12 protein-coding genes and 1 pseudogene are annotated in these 15599 nt (G+C 55.1%); 7 read left to right on the top strand and 6 right to left on the bottom strand.

Features of this window, described 5'->3' with window-relative positions; translation table 11 throughout:
• Nucleotides 1–4 precede the first annotated feature (4 nt).
• Both gmd and ACR0LN_RS08770 read right to left on the bottom strand, forming a co-directional pair.
• Complete coding sequence (gene gmd / locus ACR0LN_RS08775) at nucleotides 5–1129, bottom strand: GDP-mannose 4,6-dehydratase (protein WP_480429098.1); 1125 nt, start codon at nucleotides 1127–1129, stop codon at nucleotides 5–7.
• A gap of 128 nt (nucleotides 1130–1257) precedes the next feature.
• Nucleotides 1258–2130 carry a phytanoyl-CoA dioxygenase family protein gene (locus ACR0LN_RS08770; RefSeq protein ID WP_480429097.1) on the bottom strand — a complete coding sequence of 291 codons (873 nt, stop codon included), beginning with the start codon at nucleotides 2128–2130 and terminating at the stop codon, nucleotides 1258–1260.
• Nucleotides 2131–2233: 103 nt separating this feature from the next.
• Between ACR0LN_RS08770 and ACR0LN_RS08765 the strand changes: the two genes are divergently transcribed.
• Nucleotides 2234–3124, top strand: coding sequence for a LysR family transcriptional regulator (locus tag ACR0LN_RS08765; protein WP_480429095.1), 891 nt, complete (start codon nucleotides 2234–2236; stop codon nucleotides 3122–3124).
• On the opposite strand, the gene ACR0LN_RS08760 is transcribed toward ACR0LN_RS08765, so the two are convergent.
• From ACR0LN_RS08760 to ACR0LN_RS08750, 3 genes are read right to left on the bottom strand one after another with little or no spacing between them, the layout of a single operon-like run.
• Nucleotides 3097–4176: a helix-turn-helix domain-containing protein gene (locus ACR0LN_RS08760; RefSeq protein ID WP_480429094.1), complete on the bottom strand. Its 1080-nt coding sequence runs from the start codon at nucleotides 4174–4176 to the stop codon at nucleotides 3097–3099. The two genes, ACR0LN_RS08765 and ACR0LN_RS08760, sit on opposite strands and share 28 nt — an antisense overlap.
• 59 nt (nucleotides 4177–4235) lie before the next feature.
• Nucleotides 4236–4976 (bottom strand): anti-sigma factor, encoded by a 741-nt coding sequence (locus ACR0LN_RS08755; protein WP_480429092.1) that lies wholly within the window; start codon nucleotides 4974–4976, stop codon nucleotides 4236–4238.
• Entirely contained in the window at nucleotides 4973–5545 is a 573-nt protein-coding gene (locus tag ACR0LN_RS08750; RefSeq protein WP_480429091.1) for an RNA polymerase sigma factor, read from the bottom strand. Before ACR0LN_RS08750 ends, ACR0LN_RS08755 begins: the two co-directional genes overlap by 4 nt.
• Nucleotides 5546–5594: 49 nt before the next feature.
• On the opposite strand from ACR0LN_RS08750, the gene ACR0LN_RS08745 reads away from it, so the two are divergent.
• Both ACR0LN_RS08745 and ACR0LN_RS08740 read left to right on the top strand, forming a co-directional pair.
• Nucleotides 5595–6527 carry a c-type cytochrome gene (locus tag ACR0LN_RS08745; RefSeq protein ID WP_480429090.1) on the top strand — a complete coding sequence of 311 codons (933 nt, stop codon included), beginning with the start codon at nucleotides 5595–5597 and terminating at the stop codon, nucleotides 6525–6527.
• Nucleotides 6528–6626: 99 nt separating this feature from the next.
• Nucleotides 6627–8933: a Tex family protein gene (locus ACR0LN_RS08740; protein WP_480429089.1), complete on the top strand. Its 2307-nt coding sequence runs from the start codon at nucleotides 6627–6629 to the stop codon at nucleotides 8931–8933.
• A gap of 37 nt (nucleotides 8934–8970) precedes the next feature.
• On the opposite strand, the gene ACR0LN_RS08735 is transcribed toward ACR0LN_RS08740, so the two are convergent.
• A complete protein-coding gene (locus tag ACR0LN_RS08735) occupies nucleotides 8971–10230 on the bottom strand; it encodes a replication initiation protein (protein ID WP_480429088.1) in 1260 nt (419 codons plus the stop codon).
• Between the two features lie 580 nt (nucleotides 10231–10810).
• Between ACR0LN_RS08735 and ACR0LN_RS08730 the strand changes: the two genes are divergently transcribed.
• The 4 genes and pseudogenes from ACR0LN_RS08730 (at nucleotide 10811) to ACR0LN_RS08715 (ending at nucleotide 15587) form a co-directional block, all read left to right on the top strand.
• Complete coding sequence (locus ACR0LN_RS08730) at nucleotides 10811–12196, top strand: AAA family ATPase (protein WP_480429087.1); 1386 nt, start codon at nucleotides 10811–10813, stop codon at nucleotides 12194–12196.
• The gene (locus tag ACR0LN_RS08725; protein ID WP_480429086.1) at nucleotides 12189–13274 is read left to right on the top strand and encodes a ParB/RepB/Spo0J family partition protein; all 1086 of its coding nucleotides are present in this window, start codon (nucleotides 12189–12191) and stop codon (nucleotides 13272–13274) included. The genes ACR0LN_RS08730 and ACR0LN_RS08725 overlap by 8 nt, the downstream gene beginning before the upstream one ends.
• Before the next feature lie 448 nt (nucleotides 13275–13722).
• Nucleotides 13723–14736, top strand: coding sequence for a proline racemase family protein (locus ACR0LN_RS08720; RefSeq protein ID WP_480429085.1), 1014 nt, complete (start codon nucleotides 13723–13725; stop codon nucleotides 14734–14736).
• Between the two features lie 184 nt (nucleotides 14737–14920).
• Nucleotides 14921–15587, top strand: a pseudogene (locus ACR0LN_RS08715) (IS6 family transposase).
• Nucleotides 15588–15599: the final 12 nt, after the last annotated feature.

The following is a 15599-nucleotide window of genomic DNA, read 5'->3' as shown; positions in this document are numbered from 1 at the left end:
CTCCTCAGCCGTTTTCCAAGCTGACAGGCAATTCATAGCCATGCTCTTTCAATAACGCATGACGTTTTGCGGTCTGAAGATCCTCGTAAACCATTTCGGCGCACATCTCCTGGACAGTCAGCTCTGCTTCCCACCCCAGTTTTGTCCTGGCCTTCGAAGGGTCCCCCAGCAGTGTGTCGACTTCGGCCGGACGGAAGTATTTCGGGTCGATGCGCATGACCACGTCACCGGGCTTGAGGGCGGGCGCGTTGTCGCCTGCAATCGAAACAACGGTTGCGATTTCGTCAGGGCCTTCGCCGGTAAACTCCAGCGAAATGCCCAGCTCAGCCGCAGACCATTCAATGAATTGTCGAACAGAATGCTGAGCGCCTGTGGCAATCACAAAATCCTCAGGAGTGTCCTGTTGCAGCATCAGCCATTGCATACGTACGTAATCCTTCGCATGTCCCCAATCCCGCAGACTGTCGATATTGCCCATGTAGAGGCACTGTTCCAGTCCTTGTGCGATATTCGCCAGACCGCGCGTAATCTTTCGGGTCACAAAGGTCTCGCCGCGACGCGGGCTTTCATGATTGAACAAGATTCCGTTGCAGGCATAGATTCCATAAGCTTCACGATAGTTGACCGTGATCCAGTAAGAATACAGCTTGGCCACCGCGTAGGGCGAACGCGGATGGAATGGGGTCGTTTCACGCTGTGGGATTTCCTGAACCAACCCATACAACTCGGACGTAGACGCCTGATAGAAACGCGTTTTCTTTTCCAGCCCCAGAAAACGGATCGCTTCCAGCAATCGCAAGGTACCGATGGCATCGACATCCGCTGTATATTCGGGGGCCTCAAAGCTGACCGCGACATGAGATTGCGCCCCAAGATTGTAGACCTCGTCCGGCTGCACTTCCTGAATGACACGCGTCAGGTTCGACGTATCGCTCAGATCGCCATAGTGTAGGTACAGATTTGGGTTGGGGTCGTGCGGATCCTGATAAATATGATCAATTCGCTGGGTGTTGAACGAAGACGCCCTGCGCTTGATCCCGTGAACCTCATAGCCCTTTTCCAGCAAGAATTCCGCCAGATAGGAACCGTCCTGCCCCGTGATGCCGGTAATCAACGCTTTTTTCGTCATTATTCTTCCCCGGGAATATTATGCGCACCGTTGTCGCCTCAAGACATTAAGGCGACGTGGAATGCAACCCAAGGCAAAAACCGGTCACGAGATCGGACGAAAGCTGATTAACTGGCAAGGTGACGTAATCAGCTTGACCCATAAAGAGGTACCGCGTCCTGAGCCCCTTCTGCCAACGCCTTGCTTTGATCACGGCGCACCTGTTCATACAATTCCAGCGCTTGATCTGAGAACAACTGGTTCGGAGGCTCAACATGCACGAAATTCGACTGCCCGTCCCGTCCGCGAGCCATCAATGCATAGTCACGATCCGCGACCAATTGTTTGGCATTGGGATTGAGATAGCGGATTGCCAAGCCGATCCTTCGGTCCTCTGATCTGTTTGGGCCGGACCCGTGAATTGTCAGACCGTGATGTAACGACATTTGCCCTGGCGCCAACTCGATATGGGTTTTGTCTTCGTCTGCAACCTCGACTGCAATTTCTTGTCCGCGCGACAGCAGGTTGGTGTCAGAATAAGTATCGTTGTGCGGCAAGATCGGGTTTTTATGGCTGGCCCGCACGAAGTCCATACAGCCGCTTTCAATCGTGGCGGGGGATAGCGCGATCCAGGCGGTCACTTGATCGGGCGTTTCACCCATGCCCCAATACGTCAGATCCTGATGCATGCCTACTGTATGTTTTGTATGGGCTTCCTTGATGAAGAACTCGGCTGACCAGACCATGATGTCTGGCCCCAGGACACCTTCGACCACATCCAACACCCGCGAATCCAGCGCAATCTTTGCGGCCATCGGAATCACCAAATGCGCATTCACGCGCTTATAAGTATTCAACGGCAAAGGCAGGTCTGCCGTCAGCCAATCCTGCTCAAGTTGTTCTAATTCCGCGCGTATTTCTGCGGCCTCGTCTTCGGAAAACACCGTCAACGGGAAAAGAAACCCATCTTCCCAGTATTGTTCCGTTTGAGCGTCAGTCAGAGTGTTTGGAGTATGTGACATGGTGGTTCCCGATGGCTGCCATTCACCACAGGATAATCCAAATTTTCGGCAGCTCAGCGTGTAACCTCTTGCCCGTTAGGCTAAGTTTAACTTACCCTTGGTCATGTCGTCCCGCATCCCGTCCCTCAATTGGCTGCGCGTCTTCGAAGCCGCTGCCCGAACAGAAAGCTTTGCCCGCGCAGCGGTGCAACTGAACATGTCGGCGGCGGCCGTCAGCCAACAGGTTAAGGCACTGGAAACCCGGTTGGGCACGCCTTTGTTTCACCGCCACGCTCACGCAGTAACCTTGACCGAAGCCGGTCGCGCCTATCTGCCGTCGGTTCAACAATCCCTTCTTATGTTGGAAACCGCGACCACCGGCCTGTTCGGCGAAACCCGCGAACAACGCCTTTTTGTTCAATCCGTTCTGCTTTATGCCCACGGAGTTTTGGCCAGCGGGTTACCGGATTTTCAAGCAGCACACCCTCAGATCGGCCTGTCACTTACAACTGGAAATCTGGTGTCAGATTTTGCCAATCGATTCACCGATCTGCAGATTGTTTTCGGCAACCCCGCCCTGTTTGAAGCCGAAAGCGACCTGTTGATGCACGAACGCCTGTATCCCGTTGCGCCGCCTGAAATCGCCGAACAAATTACCCATCCCCTGGACCTGTTTCAGTTCCCCTTGATCGAGGTGTCGACTCATCGCGCAAGCTGGCTGCATCTGTTCGAAGCATTGCGCCTGTCCTCCGGCCAAGCGAGGTATTTCTTTGCCGACAACTCGCTGATGGCGGCTGAACTTTCGGCCAGCGGGGGTGGAATTGCGCTGGCCCGTGCGCCAGCATCAAACCGGATTATTGAACTTTCGGGCCTTGTCCCTTGCCTGCCGGAAATTCAGATCGCAGGTCAAGAAGCCTATCATCTGGTTTATCCTTCCCAAAAAGCCCTGCGTCCGCCAGCGCGGGTCTTTCGCGAATGGCTGCTGGATCACAATGCGGCGGTCCAAACCCGGTAGCGCCCCTGCCCTGTCACTTCGCGGATCAGTCCACGCCGGGTAAACCGGTCGATGTTGCGTTGCACGGCCGCGCGTGACGCCTTTGTCAGTTCTTCCGCCAACGGGGCCGAAACCATCGGCCAGGCGGTCAGGACGTCGATCAACAAAGGAGGAGTCCGCCCGCTCAGCCCACTGGTAGCTTCTCGTGCGCGCTGTTCCCATGCGTTGACGCGATCCAGATGCATCAACGCCGCCAATGCCGCTTGCCCTGCCCCACGCACCCAGGCCGAAAGTTTTTCCTCGACTTCCCCTACCCCCCGCAACGCGCCCGGCCCGGACAGCGCCAATGGCATAAACTTAGCCCCACCGCGCCCCATGGTGGCCGCGTGGCGCGCCGCAATGACCGCAGCCTCGGTGTCCTGTCCGATCCCGGGCGACAGGGCGCGCCAGGCGTGGAATCCAATCGCTGCCTGCGTCACCGGATGTAACCCTTCGGAATTGCGCATCACCTCGGCCAGATCGGCCACGGCCTCAGGAGTGTCATCGACCCCTTGCGCCATGCGATCCAGAAAGGCGGTCAGACCACTTTCCCACCCTCCTTCAGATGGGCCGGGACCAGAGGTGAGCCTTCGCACCGCCCACCCGGCCCGAAACAGAGCCTGCACATCGTCACCTGTCGCCCCAATCCGCAGACCGGTCCACAGAGCAAGGCGATCGACACTGATCCGGTCTCCGGTCCACCAACCCAGATCGGACACATCCATCAGCGCCAAACGATGCGTCCAGCCATTGGGCCCTGCACGAAGCCGTTCGTCCAAGGCACCGAAAATCGCGGCAAGATCGGCCAGTTCAAACGAAAGCTCTGCCTGCGCGGCACGCCAATCCCGTGGGTCAAACAGTAACCGCCGATCAGCTTTTGGGCCCGGGATCAGAAAGTCATCGACCGGATCGTCATCCTCGGGGGGCAGAAACCACAGGTCGTCATCCTCGGGCGGGTCCACGTCATAGATACTGGCAGGACCAACCGCATCGGCGTCCTCATCCGGGTGGAGTACGACAGGCTTTTTTGTCATGTCCGGTATATTTCTGGGATTTGACCTGCTTAACAAGGCGTTTTTTGCGCATTACGCGCTTAACCTGCGAAAGTTGTGGTCAGAAAATCCAACTTTCCACGCAGATCGCTCTGCGCGCTGCTGCCGATCAGCATGTAGCCATAGCCATCCTGCGCCCAGGTCGCGGTTGCAAGTCCGCTGAGCACAGCCTGCTTCACATCCTTGTTCGGCGCGCCCTCTCCCTGCCGGATGACACAGAAGGCAAAGGGTTGGCCCTGCGCGTCGGCAAACACAACCTGGACCAGCGGCTTGCCCTTGAAGGACAGGATTTGCGCGCGTTTCAACTCCATCCCCGGCAGCGCCTCAAGCGCAGCGCGGTTAAGCGACCGGCCCAGCTGTTCCTCGGCCAGCGCGAATTGCGCATCCAGCGCTTGCGGGGAACTGTCCAAAGACGCAATCGTATCGGGCACATAAAGCGACTGGTAAATCGCGGCCTGTGCAGCCCACCCCAGCGGCTCGGGGCGCGTGGCCCAATAGGTGGCGGACACCGCCACAACCGCGACCGAGGCCGCGACGGCCAGCAACCGCAACCCGCCTGCGGCCGCCGGTGCTGCGGCCACCGGCTGGGGCAGATCAACACGGGGCGTTTCAGCGGGCAAACTGTTAAACACCGCCTGCACCACGGGTGCAAACAGGTCCAGCTCCATCAGGCGCTGTTCCAGTTCGGGGTCCGTCTCAACCGCACTTTCGATCGCGCGGGCTTCGGCCTCATCCGCTTTGCCTTCCAGATACGCCGTCAGCGTGTCATCGGAAAACTTCATTTGCCACTCCGTCGAACGGCGTCTGCCGCCTCATGCTGCATCACAGTTTTCAGTTTCTGCCGGGCGTTGGACAGCCGGCTCATGATAGTTCCTATCGGCACCTCCAGCAAAGCGGCGGCTTCTCGGTAGCTGTAGCCTTCGACGAAGACCAGCATGACCGTTTCCCGCTGCGCCTCTGGCAGTTGCATCACTTGTGTAAACACTTCAGCGGCGAAAATATTCGTTTCAGAATCCACCCCGGACGCAACCAATTCCGCTTCGGGCGTCACGGACAGCGCCTGCGCCTTGCGAACCGAACGCGCCCGCACCTCGTTCAGCCAGATCGAGCGGCAAATCGTCATCAGCCAACTATCCAGCCGCTCATACGAGGTGACCTGATGGTGGCGTTCAAGCGCACGCAGGCAGGTGGATTGCAACAGATCATCCGCCACGTCCGATGCACCGGACAGTGCCAGTCCGAACCTCCAAACGCGTTTTGAATGCGTCTGGATTGCGCGGCGCACGGCCTGTTCTGAACTAATCTCACCACCCATCGAATAAATCGCGACCTGTGTGTGTTTGCTTCCCACGGACCGTGGCCCATGGGGTCAGGACTGGCATAACCCGAGGAGGAAAGAAATGAAACTTCTGTTGAAGGCAGTCACGATTGCGTCGGTAAGTGTTGCAACCCCGGTGCTGGCGACAGGCTGGACGCTAGTTCCCGAAAACTCTCATCTGGCCTATGGCACCGTAAAGAAAGACACAGTGGGCGAGGTCAATTCCTTTACCGGCCTCGATGGTCACGTGACCCAGGATGGCAATGCCCAAATTCAAATCGACTTATCCTCGGTTGAGACCAATATCGACATACGAAATGAAAGGATGATCGAGCATGTGTTCCGCTCAGCGGCCACCGCGTCACTAACGGCTGAGTTCGACATGGCCGAGGTCTCGGGCCTTGGCGTAGGCGAAACGACCACGGTGGACGCCGAGGCTGTATTATCTCTGGCCGGAACAGACGTTGCCTTTGATGCCGAATTGTTTGTGGCCCGCTTGTCCGAAACCTCCGTGCTGGTATCGACCAACGACATGGTATTTATCAGCACGCAAGATGCCGGCGTGAATGCGGGCGTCGACAAGCTGATGGAATTGGCCGGTCTGCCAGGCATCACAAGGACCGTTCCCGTCACCGCGCGGCTGATTTTCAACCTAAATGGCGAACAGGCTGCGGTCACATCTGCTACTGCGGTAGCAGCAGTCGCGGGCGACGTTAAAGCGGGCAAGAAAGTTTTCCGCAAGTGCAGCGCTTGCCACAAGCTGGACAAAAATCGCCACTCGGTCGGCCCATCGCTACACGGCATTTTCGGCACCACAGCCGGGCAAGCTGATGGCTTTCGCTATTCCGCACCTTTGAAAGAGTCTGGTATGGTCTGGACTACCGACACCCTGGCTGCATTTCTGTCGGACCCCAGAGGCACTGTTCCCGGCAACAAGATGCAGTTTCGCGGCCTTGAAGATGAAAAAGACATCCACAATGTCATCGCTTATCTTCAGGCAGAAGCGCAGGACTAACTGACTGATGGACCAATCTTGCCCATGGCTTCGCCTGCCCCTTTTCCTCGCAGGCTCTGCTGGCTAAGAAGGTCCTCCAGACATATTCAGGAGGCCCCCTTGGACCGCATTGCCCGCACCATAGCCACCGAAATCAACGCCCGCCCGGAACAGGTTGGCGCCGCGGTGAAACTGCTGGATGAAGGGGCAACTGTTCCCTTTGTCGCCCGTTACCGCAAAGAAGTAACCGGTGGGTTGGATGATACGCAGCTGCGCACCCTGTCCGACCGCCTGACCTATCTGCGTGAACTGGAAGCCCGGCGCGAAACGATCCTCGGCTCGATCAAGGATCAGGGGAAGTTGACTGATGATTTGGCCAAATCCATCGCGCAGGCCGATACCAAGGCGCAGTTGGAGGACATCTACCTGCCCTACAAACCCAAGCGTCGCACCAAAGCAATGATTGCGCGCGAAAACGGATTGGAACCGCTGGCCGACGCCATTCTGACGGACCGGTCCGCCGACCCCGAGATTTTGGCCGGGTGTTACGTGACCGAGACGGTGCCGACGACTAAGGATGCCTTGAATGGTGCCCGGGACATTGTTACCGAACGGTTAACCGAAAACGCCACCCTTTTGGGCGAACTTCGAAATTTCATGCAACGCGAAGCTGTGTTGACGTCAAAAGTGATTGACGGCAAGGAACAGGAAGGAGCGAAGTTCAGCGACTATTTCAACCATTCTGAGCTGTGGGCAAATACCCCTTCTCACCGCGCATTGGCGATGCTGCGCGCCTCGAAAGAGGGGATCGTGACGCTGGATATCGCACCCGAACCCGAAACTGGCGCTGCACGGGCCGAGGCGATTGTCGCCGCTCATCTGCGCACACGCGGCGATGGTCCTGCCGATAAGTGGCTGCGCAAGGTGGCCGGGTGGACTTGGCGGGTGAAACTGTCCCTATCGATGATGGTGGAACTGATGGCCGATCTGCGCAGCCGCGCGCAAGAAGATGCAATTCAGGTTTTTTCCCGAAACCTGAAAGACCTGCTTTTTGCAGCGCCGGCTGGAGCACGGGCAACACTGGGTCTGGACCCGGGCATTCGCACTGGCGTCAAAGCAGCCGTAGTGGATGCGACTGGCAAAGTGGTGGCGACAGACACTCTTTATCCATTCCAACCCAAAAACGATCTTCGCGGGGCGCAGGCTGCAATTCTGAACCTGATCTCCGCCCATCAGGTTGAACTGATCGCCATCGGCAACGGCACGGCCAGCCGCGAAACCCAGAAGATGGTGGCCGATACGTTGAAACTCCTGCCCAAGACAGTCACCGCTCCAACCAAGGTTATTGTTTCGGAAGCTGGTGCTTCGGTCTATTCCGCCTCGGAACTGGCCGCGCGCGAGTTCCCTGATCTTGACGTCTCATTGCGCGGAGCGGTGTCGATCGCCAGACGTCTACAAGACCCCATGGCCGAGTTGGTGAAGATCGAGCCCAAGTCTATTGGCGTCGGCCAGTATCAGCACGATGTAGACCAGCATCGCCTTTCACAATCTTTGGCATCTGTAATCGAAGACGTGGTGAATGCGGTAGGCGTAGATCTGAACACGGCGTCTGCTCCCCTGCTTTCGCACGTATCAGGGCTGGGGCCGGGTTTGGCCGAAGCGATCGTGATGCACCGCGACTTGAACGGAGCGTTTCAATCACGCAAGGAGTTGCTGGGTGTCGCCCGGCTTGGCCCGCGCGCTTATGAGCAATGTGCCGGATTTTTGCGCATAAGGGACGGCGCGGAACCGCTGGATGCTTCTTCGGTCCATCCGGAGGCGTATGGCGTAGCCCGTCGGATCGTTTCGGCCTGTGGCCGCGATATTCGCGAAATCATGGGAAGCGACGATGCGCTAAAAGGACTTCGGGCAGAGCAATTTGTCGACGATACCTTCGGCCTACCGACCGTGCGGGATATCTTAGCAGAACTGGAAAAACCCGGCCGTGACCCTCGACCTAGCTTTGTGACCGCGTCATTCAAAGACGGAGTCGACGATATCACTGACTTGAAGCCGGGAATGGTGCTTGAAGGTACGGTGACCAACGTCGCGGCCTTCGGCGCTTTTGTGGATATCGGTGTTCATCAGGATGGTTTGGTCCATGTCAGCCAGTTGGCCGACCGGTTCGTCAAGGATCCGCATGAAGTGGTCAAGACGGGTCAGGTGGTCAAAGTCACGGTGGTCGAGGTTGATGTACGTCGAAAACGAATCGGCCTGACCATGCGCAAGGACGGTGGAGCCTCAGCACGCGAAGATCGAGCCGGACATGGGTCTGCAAAGAACATAAGACACTCTAGGCCAAACAAGGAACAACACGCAAAATTTGGCAATAATGCGCAGAACGGTGCGTTTGCGGATGCCCTTAAATCTGCAATGAAAAAGCACTGAACCTTCAGGGGCCGGATGCGGCCCCTTCCCTTACGCCTTACTCGAACGCGTCAGGCTCCAATTCCTGCCAGAAATCGAAGATTGCGTTGGCGTTTAACCCGGACCGCCAGCCATGTGCGCGGAAATGCTCTCGGTCCAGATCATTGTCGAGCCCGGCCATGAACAACCGCTTGTCGGCATCGCGTTGCGTCGGGTTTCGCCGCGAAACCAGATCTTCAACGATTGCCAACTTGCGTGACCTTTCAGCTCGATCCGCAGCACGCACCGCATAGGCCTCATCCTCTCGTGCCTTTTCAACCTCACGAAGACGCGCGGCTTCTACGGCTTCAGGGCTGGGTGCCTTTTGAGTTGGTGTTTCCAATGGTTGATAATCGTCGCGCAAAGCCGCAGACAAATACCCAACGGTCGACTTCACATCGCCCTGCCCCCGGACATAGTCAAGTTTTTGCTGCACGTAGTCTTCGCCATGTTCGGCGATCCATTGTCGGGCCAACCGGTCCGAGACACCCTGCTTGCGCAGCGTCTTATACACCTGCAAGTTTCGAACGCCGTCACTATCATCAATCTCAAACATCGCTTTCTGAGGATTGCCCTTGATCAAAAAGCGAATATCAGTGACAGAGCGCCCTTTCTTTTGAAACTCAGGCTCAATCAGAATGTCTGAGCTTTTGTTCACCTCGGCAACGGCGGGTTTGATGATCTTCGCGTTGAGATGCTTGAAGCTGCTGTAATAGTCACTGCCGTCAACGCCCATGAGTTTGCGGAACACATCCAGCGTCCACCATCCGGTCGAGCCCGTTCGCACAAACCTGTAACAATTTTCGTAAAGTGCGAGACCGTGCCCAGAACTGAAATTGCGCTGAATCTGGACATTGATCAATGCATAGATCTTCGGATCATAAAGTTTTTGCGCCAATGCGGGAGAATAAGCATATTCGCAAACTCCGTTTTTAAGCTTGGCAAAGCTGAGTAATGAGGACACACCCCATTCCTGTCGACCTTGCTCATCCAACATATCCCACTCAGCTACGGTTTCAGCCAAAGCCCGCAGACTTGCCCGGAGCGTATCGAAGTCGTTCGAGTTATAGCCGACCATCATCGCCAATGTTCGTGCATCGATCGTATGAGATTGAGCAGAGGTCAAAGCATCATAAGCATTCAGCAGCAATACGTTGGAAAGCTTACGCTGCAACAAAGTAAGCTTGCCGCTGATGTGAATCGCGGCGACGTTCTTCTTGACCGTTTCCCGACGCAAGGGGCCGGTCAGTTGATCCATATCTAATTGTGTATCCGGCATGATTCTGCCTGGCTGCTCGTTTCGATATTTCTGGCATGAAAAGTACCTGCGGATCAATTCATTTTGGGTACCCAAATACAGGAGGCACCTCGTCCCGTATCCAGGTACCTTGCATTGCGGGGCGCAGGGTTATCCACAGAAACGCGCCTGTCGGCCGCACGCATGCGCTTCAGACACCTCCCCAAAACGAATAAATGTCGTCGATATAGAGCCTAAACTGACTATGAATTCAATGTCCTGCGAATCGGAGCCCTTCTTACTGAAAAAGAGAACCTTTCATCCCGCTTACGGGCACCTTTGATCCCGGAAATGGGTCCCCTTAACCCCGTAAACAGGCACCAACTTCATTGTAAAGCATTGTTTTAAAATAAGTTATTCAATCCAAAGATTCTAAACTCTCTAAATAAAATAAACTTTTGTCCTGCGTGTTTTCTTATTTTTGACCTAGTTTCGCGACGAAACCATACTTCCAGCAACCTTTCATCAGGAATCACGCATTCAAAGGATAGCCTCGAGAATAAATGTTCGCTATGTTGGGTAATATACGTCGCTAAGGCGAACATTATCTGAGGCATCGACAGTGAACAAATCTAACCAACCTCCGCTACCTCCGTATCTGAATCTAGATCCGGAACTTGCGGCCCAGAAGTTACCTAATCCTATCGGTACATCACGATTCGCTAAAGCAGCTACATTCTGTGCGAAAGGGCGTGAGGACCTTGCGCGTCGAGGGTATGCCCCAGACGGAGAAAAAAGACTTCGACGTTTCTCAATCTGGGAGATAACAAAGTATCTGATCCCAGTCGCTCCAGCGCATTTGCGTCGTGTACTCAAGGCAAACCCCGACCTCCCGCAAGGTGAAGGAGAAGCTGGCTCCAAGTGGTTTACACTGGAGGAAGTGCTTACGCTTCGTCAGCATTTCGCCGCAGAAGGCGTAAGTACGAAAGAATACTTGCCTTATCGGCCCGAGGGCCTTCCTGCGAAGGTGGTCGCCGTAGCCAACTTCAAGGGTGGTGTAGGTAAAACTTCGACTGCTGCGCATTTGGCAATGTCAGCGGCTTTGGACGGATATAAAGTTCTGGTCATAGACTTAGACAGCCAGGGGTCAATGACCTCAATTCTCGGCGGAAATGTTGCCGATGAATGGCAAACTGTCTTTCCATTGATAGCCAAAGACTATGCCCGTGCGGTGCAGGAAGAAAACAGGGTTCGAACAGCCGCCGGGCAAACTGAGATTCCTTTGGATGAGACGCTGCAGGAAGCGCTCAACACCCTGCCTCGTGACGTGATTCAAAAAACGCACTGGCCCAACATCGATCTGATCGGCGCGCAACTGAACTTGTATTGGGCAGAATTCCAAATTCCGGTTTGGCGCATGGGGCTGCGCAGTTGGCCGCTTTGGGACGGTCTGACCAACTTCCTTCATGACGAAGGTGTGCTGAATGACTACGACATTGTTTTTCTGGATACGCCTCCTGCACTTGGGTACCTAACAATCAACGCGCTGGCCGCAGCTGATATTCTCTTGGTTCCACTTGGTGCATCTTTTCTAGAGTTCGACTCGACCGGTCGGTTCTTCGACATGCTCTATACCACCTTCGCCAGCATTGAAGATGGGGAGAACGCAGCACAACGAGCAGCCGGTTTGCCAGAACTCAAGTTTGAGTGGGATGTGGTGAGGGCGATCATAACCCGGTTTGATGCCAGCCAACAAACAGACATGGCGAACGTCATTCAGGCGTATTTTGGCGATTTCATGAACGCGTACCGGCAGGACTACACTGCTTTGGTCGGTCAAGCGGGTGAACAGGTCAACGGGATTTATGAAGCGGACTACAGGGATTTTAACCGGGATACATATGTCCGCGGTCGGGAAACTTTTGATCGCACCTATGCTGAATTCAAACAGGTTCTGATTGGTTGCTGGTGGCGCGACGCTCAGATGGGAGGAGAGAATAATGGCTAAACGCAGAAGACTGAGCGCACCGGATACTGCCGAGCTTGAGCAACTCGAAGCCGGTTTCGCCGCGAAACCCTCGATCAGTCCTTTTGAATCTAAATCTTCAACGCCTCCAATCGCTCAGGTGGCAGCGGAAGCGGCAGCTTTGAACAGTCTGACTGCCGTAACGGATCGCGTTGCCTTGGCACAGGATCAGGGTGACGCAACCAAATGGCGGGATGCTCAGGGCGCCGGCTTGGTCGCAGAGATGCTGCCACTTGATCAGATTGACGTCGATTTCATTCGCCGTGACCGCATGGTCGAGGACGAAGAAGCGATGGCCGAACTACTGGAATCCCTGCGTGTACACGGTTTGCGTACACCGATCGAGGTAACACGCGACGGTGATGGCTTTGGATTGATCTCGGGCTTTAGGCGACTGAAAGCATTTCTGCATCTCGCGGAAACGGATTCGCGCTTTGGTAAAATCCCTGCTTTTGTCCGAGACGCAGGTTCGGGGCAGGGCGCTTATGTATCTATGGTCGAGGAAAACGAGCTAAGAGCCAATCTCAGCCCGTATGAGCGAGGCCGGATCGCGGTTCTGGCTGCAGGGCAGGGGGTTTTTCCATCCCCCGAAGCAGCGGTTGATGTGCTATTTGCAGCAGCTTCAAAGGCCAAAAGATCAAAGGTTCGTAGTTTTGCCATGGTCCATGAATCGTTGGGTGACCTCTTGCAGCACCCCGTTGCATTGTCCGAAAAGTCCGGGCTGAAATTGGCCGCTGCTCTTCGAGACGGAGCTCAGCCCAAGTTGCGCCAAGCATTAGCAGGGGTAGGAGAGCTGGACCCCAAATCGGAGTGGTCGATCTTGGAAGCCGCCCTGAAAGAAACGCCCGCACCTGAGAAAGACAAGGCGAGGGGAGGACGCCCTCAACAGGTACAGCGTTTGGCGCCTCTCGCTCTTGCGGAAGGAGGGGAAATATTGGCTGAAGTATCTGCAGGAGAATTGCGTGTGCGTGTACGGGGCCAAAATTTTTCGGAAAAGGTTGCTCAGGATGTTGTAGAGCAACTCGCTGTATACTTGGGTGAGCGCCGAACCATGACCTGACCTACAATAGACATACAGGTCACAAATTGAGACGTAGCCTTTTCAAAGACTGAAGCCGAACCCAGGTAGTAGTTTGTCGGCTTCAAGATGAGTGGACTGCGAGTCGTGATGTAGCGCGCAAAAAGGAGTACTTTTGCGCGCTATGTGAATTAGGTGAAATGATTACACTGGCCGCTATTCACTGTCTGCGTTCTTGAGCATCAATGGCAAAAGTTGGCAACAGATCCGTTCAGGTATCGCTTACACAAATCCCTCTGGCCAGGTCACAACCGACGAAATCCAATTCCCGATTGCGAAGGGCTAACGCACTCCACTAAAACTTATAGTTTTGCTGAGAATACGATTGGTCGTTTAGCGTAATCCTCGGAAGCTGGTACCTGTCCTGAAACAAAATCAACATCCAAGTGTCCACCAATTCACTTGGATGACTTTTGAGGGTCAATAGCGAATGCATTTTGTACGGCGGCTCAGCATCATCGATTCCCACACCGCAGGCGAACCGACGCGCATGGTCATCTCAGGGTTCGAGCGTATACCGGGTTCCACAATGGCGGAACGGAAGAAAGCGCTTGAGACTGATTTTGATTGGCTGCGCCGTGCGGCGATGCACGAACCGCGCGGACATCGCGATATGTTTGGTTGCGTGTTGATGGAACCGATCGATCCAACGGCGCATATTGGTGCTGTCTATATGGATGGCGGGCGCTTTTATAACATGTGCGGTCACGCTTCGCTGGGAATATGCGCCATGATGGTCGAGACCGGTCGCGTGCCGACAAAAGGCAACATGACCAAGGTCAGGATTGATACACCCGCGGGCATAGTCGAGGGTAGTGTTCAAACCAATGATGACGGTCGGGTCGTGGATGTGTCGCTGATTGATGTGCCTTCCTTCGCGTTCGCCCTGGACCAATATGTCGACGTCCCCGATTTTGGAAAGATCCGCTGCGACATCGGGTACGGAGGAAACTTTTTCGTCATCGCAGAGGCTGTTGATCTGGGGTTCGACTCGATTGACCCAGAACATACGACCGATCTTATCAAGGCAGGTGTCGCGCTCCGTGCAGCTGCAAACCAACAGATCTCTGTTCAGCACCCGGAACTGGCGCACATAGACGAAATCGACATTGCCATGATCACTGCGCCGCCTGCGGACAGCAATGCGGATGCCCGCAACATTGTGATCCAAGGTGACGCACAAGCCGATCGTTCACCTTGCGGTACAGGCACCTGTGCGCGCATGTCCGTGCTGCACGCAAAAGGGAAGCTGGCCGAAGGCCAATTGTTCCGCCATCAAAGTTCAATCCGCACTGTGTTTGACGCCGTTATCAAAGACACCGTAATGATCGGAAGCTTCTCTGGAATTATTCCGCAAATTAGCTGCCGCCCCTACCTGACCGGATTTTCCGAACTCGTCTTTGACCCCGAAGATCCTTTGATCGACGGTTTTGCGTTGAACTGATCAGGGTTCATCTCACCTCCCCGTGGCTTTCTCCTTTGCCACTTCTAGCCGCCTTCGCACCAAGCGAGGGCGGTCTTTTGTTAAGCGGCAACTTTCGAGGGATCTGTTGCAAATTTTTGACCGTTGACGCGCGCGTCACCATAGGGTGAATGACTATCGGTATTTTCAAGTCGAAAGTCGGACTATGATCTCTTTCATAGGTGCGCATTATCCGAAGGACGTTATCCTATTCGCTGTGTTCCTCTATTTTCGCTATGGTGTCTCCTACCGCGATCTCGAAGAGATCATGGCAGCGCGAGGCGTATCGGTCGATCACACGACGTTGATCCGATGGGGCATGCGGTATTTCGGTGCGATGGCAGAAACAGCACGCCACCAAAAAAGCCCATGTGGCCGCTCCTGGAGAATGGATGAGATTTGCATCCGAATGAAAGGGGCGTGGGTGTATCTCTATCGAGCCGTAGATAAGAATGGCAGAACACTTGATTTCATGCTTTCCCAGCGCAGAAACAAACCGGCTGCCACGAAGTTTTTTTGCTCGAATGTTGGAAACCAATGGGTCGCCGAGGAAGATTGTGATCGACAACAGCGGGGCTGATACTGCGGGCCTGAAAGCCGTTAACAAAATGCTGAAGAGCTTTGGCTGCCCGATCCCAATCGAGATGCTGAGGCGTAAATACTTGAACAGGACCACCGCTTCATCAAGAGGCGCGCGGCCAATGCTGGGGTTCAAAGCTGTCGCTTCAGCGGCGGCAACGCTCGACGGGCTCGAAGTCGCGCACATGATCTGCAAGGACCAATTCACAACAGGACGCTGTCCGTTTCGTCAATTCTTAGAGTTGGCAATCTGAACCTGAAGCGAT

The sequence above is a fragment of the Ruegeria sp. AA6 genome (genome assembly GCF_056542865.1).
This window is presented reverse-complemented; position numbering and strand designations above follow the sequence as displayed.

Coding starts and splice junctions, on each gene's coding strand:
- gmd (WP_480429098.1), bottom strand. CDS start 1,129: ATGACGAAAAAAGCGTTGATTACCGGCATCACGGGGCAGGACGGTTCC.
- ACR0LN_RS08770 (WP_480429097.1), bottom strand. CDS start 2,130: ATGTCACATACTCCAAACACTCTGACTGACGCTCAAACGGAACAATAC.
- ACR0LN_RS08765 (WP_480429095.1), top strand. CDS start 2,234: ATGTCGTCCCGCATCCCGTCCCTCAATTGGCTGCGCGTCTTCGAAGCC.
- ACR0LN_RS08760 (WP_480429094.1), bottom strand. CDS start 4,176: ATGACAAAAAAGCCTGTCGTACTCCACCCGGATGAGGACGCCGATGCG.
- ACR0LN_RS08755 (WP_480429092.1), bottom strand. CDS start 4,976: ATGAAGTTTTCCGATGACACGCTGACGGCGTATCTGGAAGGCAAAGCG.
- ACR0LN_RS08745 (WP_480429090.1), top strand. CDS start 5,595: ATGAAACTTCTGTTGAAGGCAGTCACGATTGCGTCGGTAAGTGTTGCA.
- ACR0LN_RS08735 (WP_480429088.1), bottom strand. CDS start 10,230: ATGCCGGATACACAATTAGATATGGATCAACTGACCGGCCCCTTGCGT.
- ACR0LN_RS08725 (WP_480429086.1), top strand. CDS start 12,189: ATGGCTAAACGCAGAAGACTGAGCGCACCGGATACTGCCGAGCTTGAG.
- ACR0LN_RS08720 (WP_480429085.1), top strand. CDS start 13,723: ATGCATTTTGTACGGCGGCTCAGCATCATCGATTCCCACACCGCAGGC.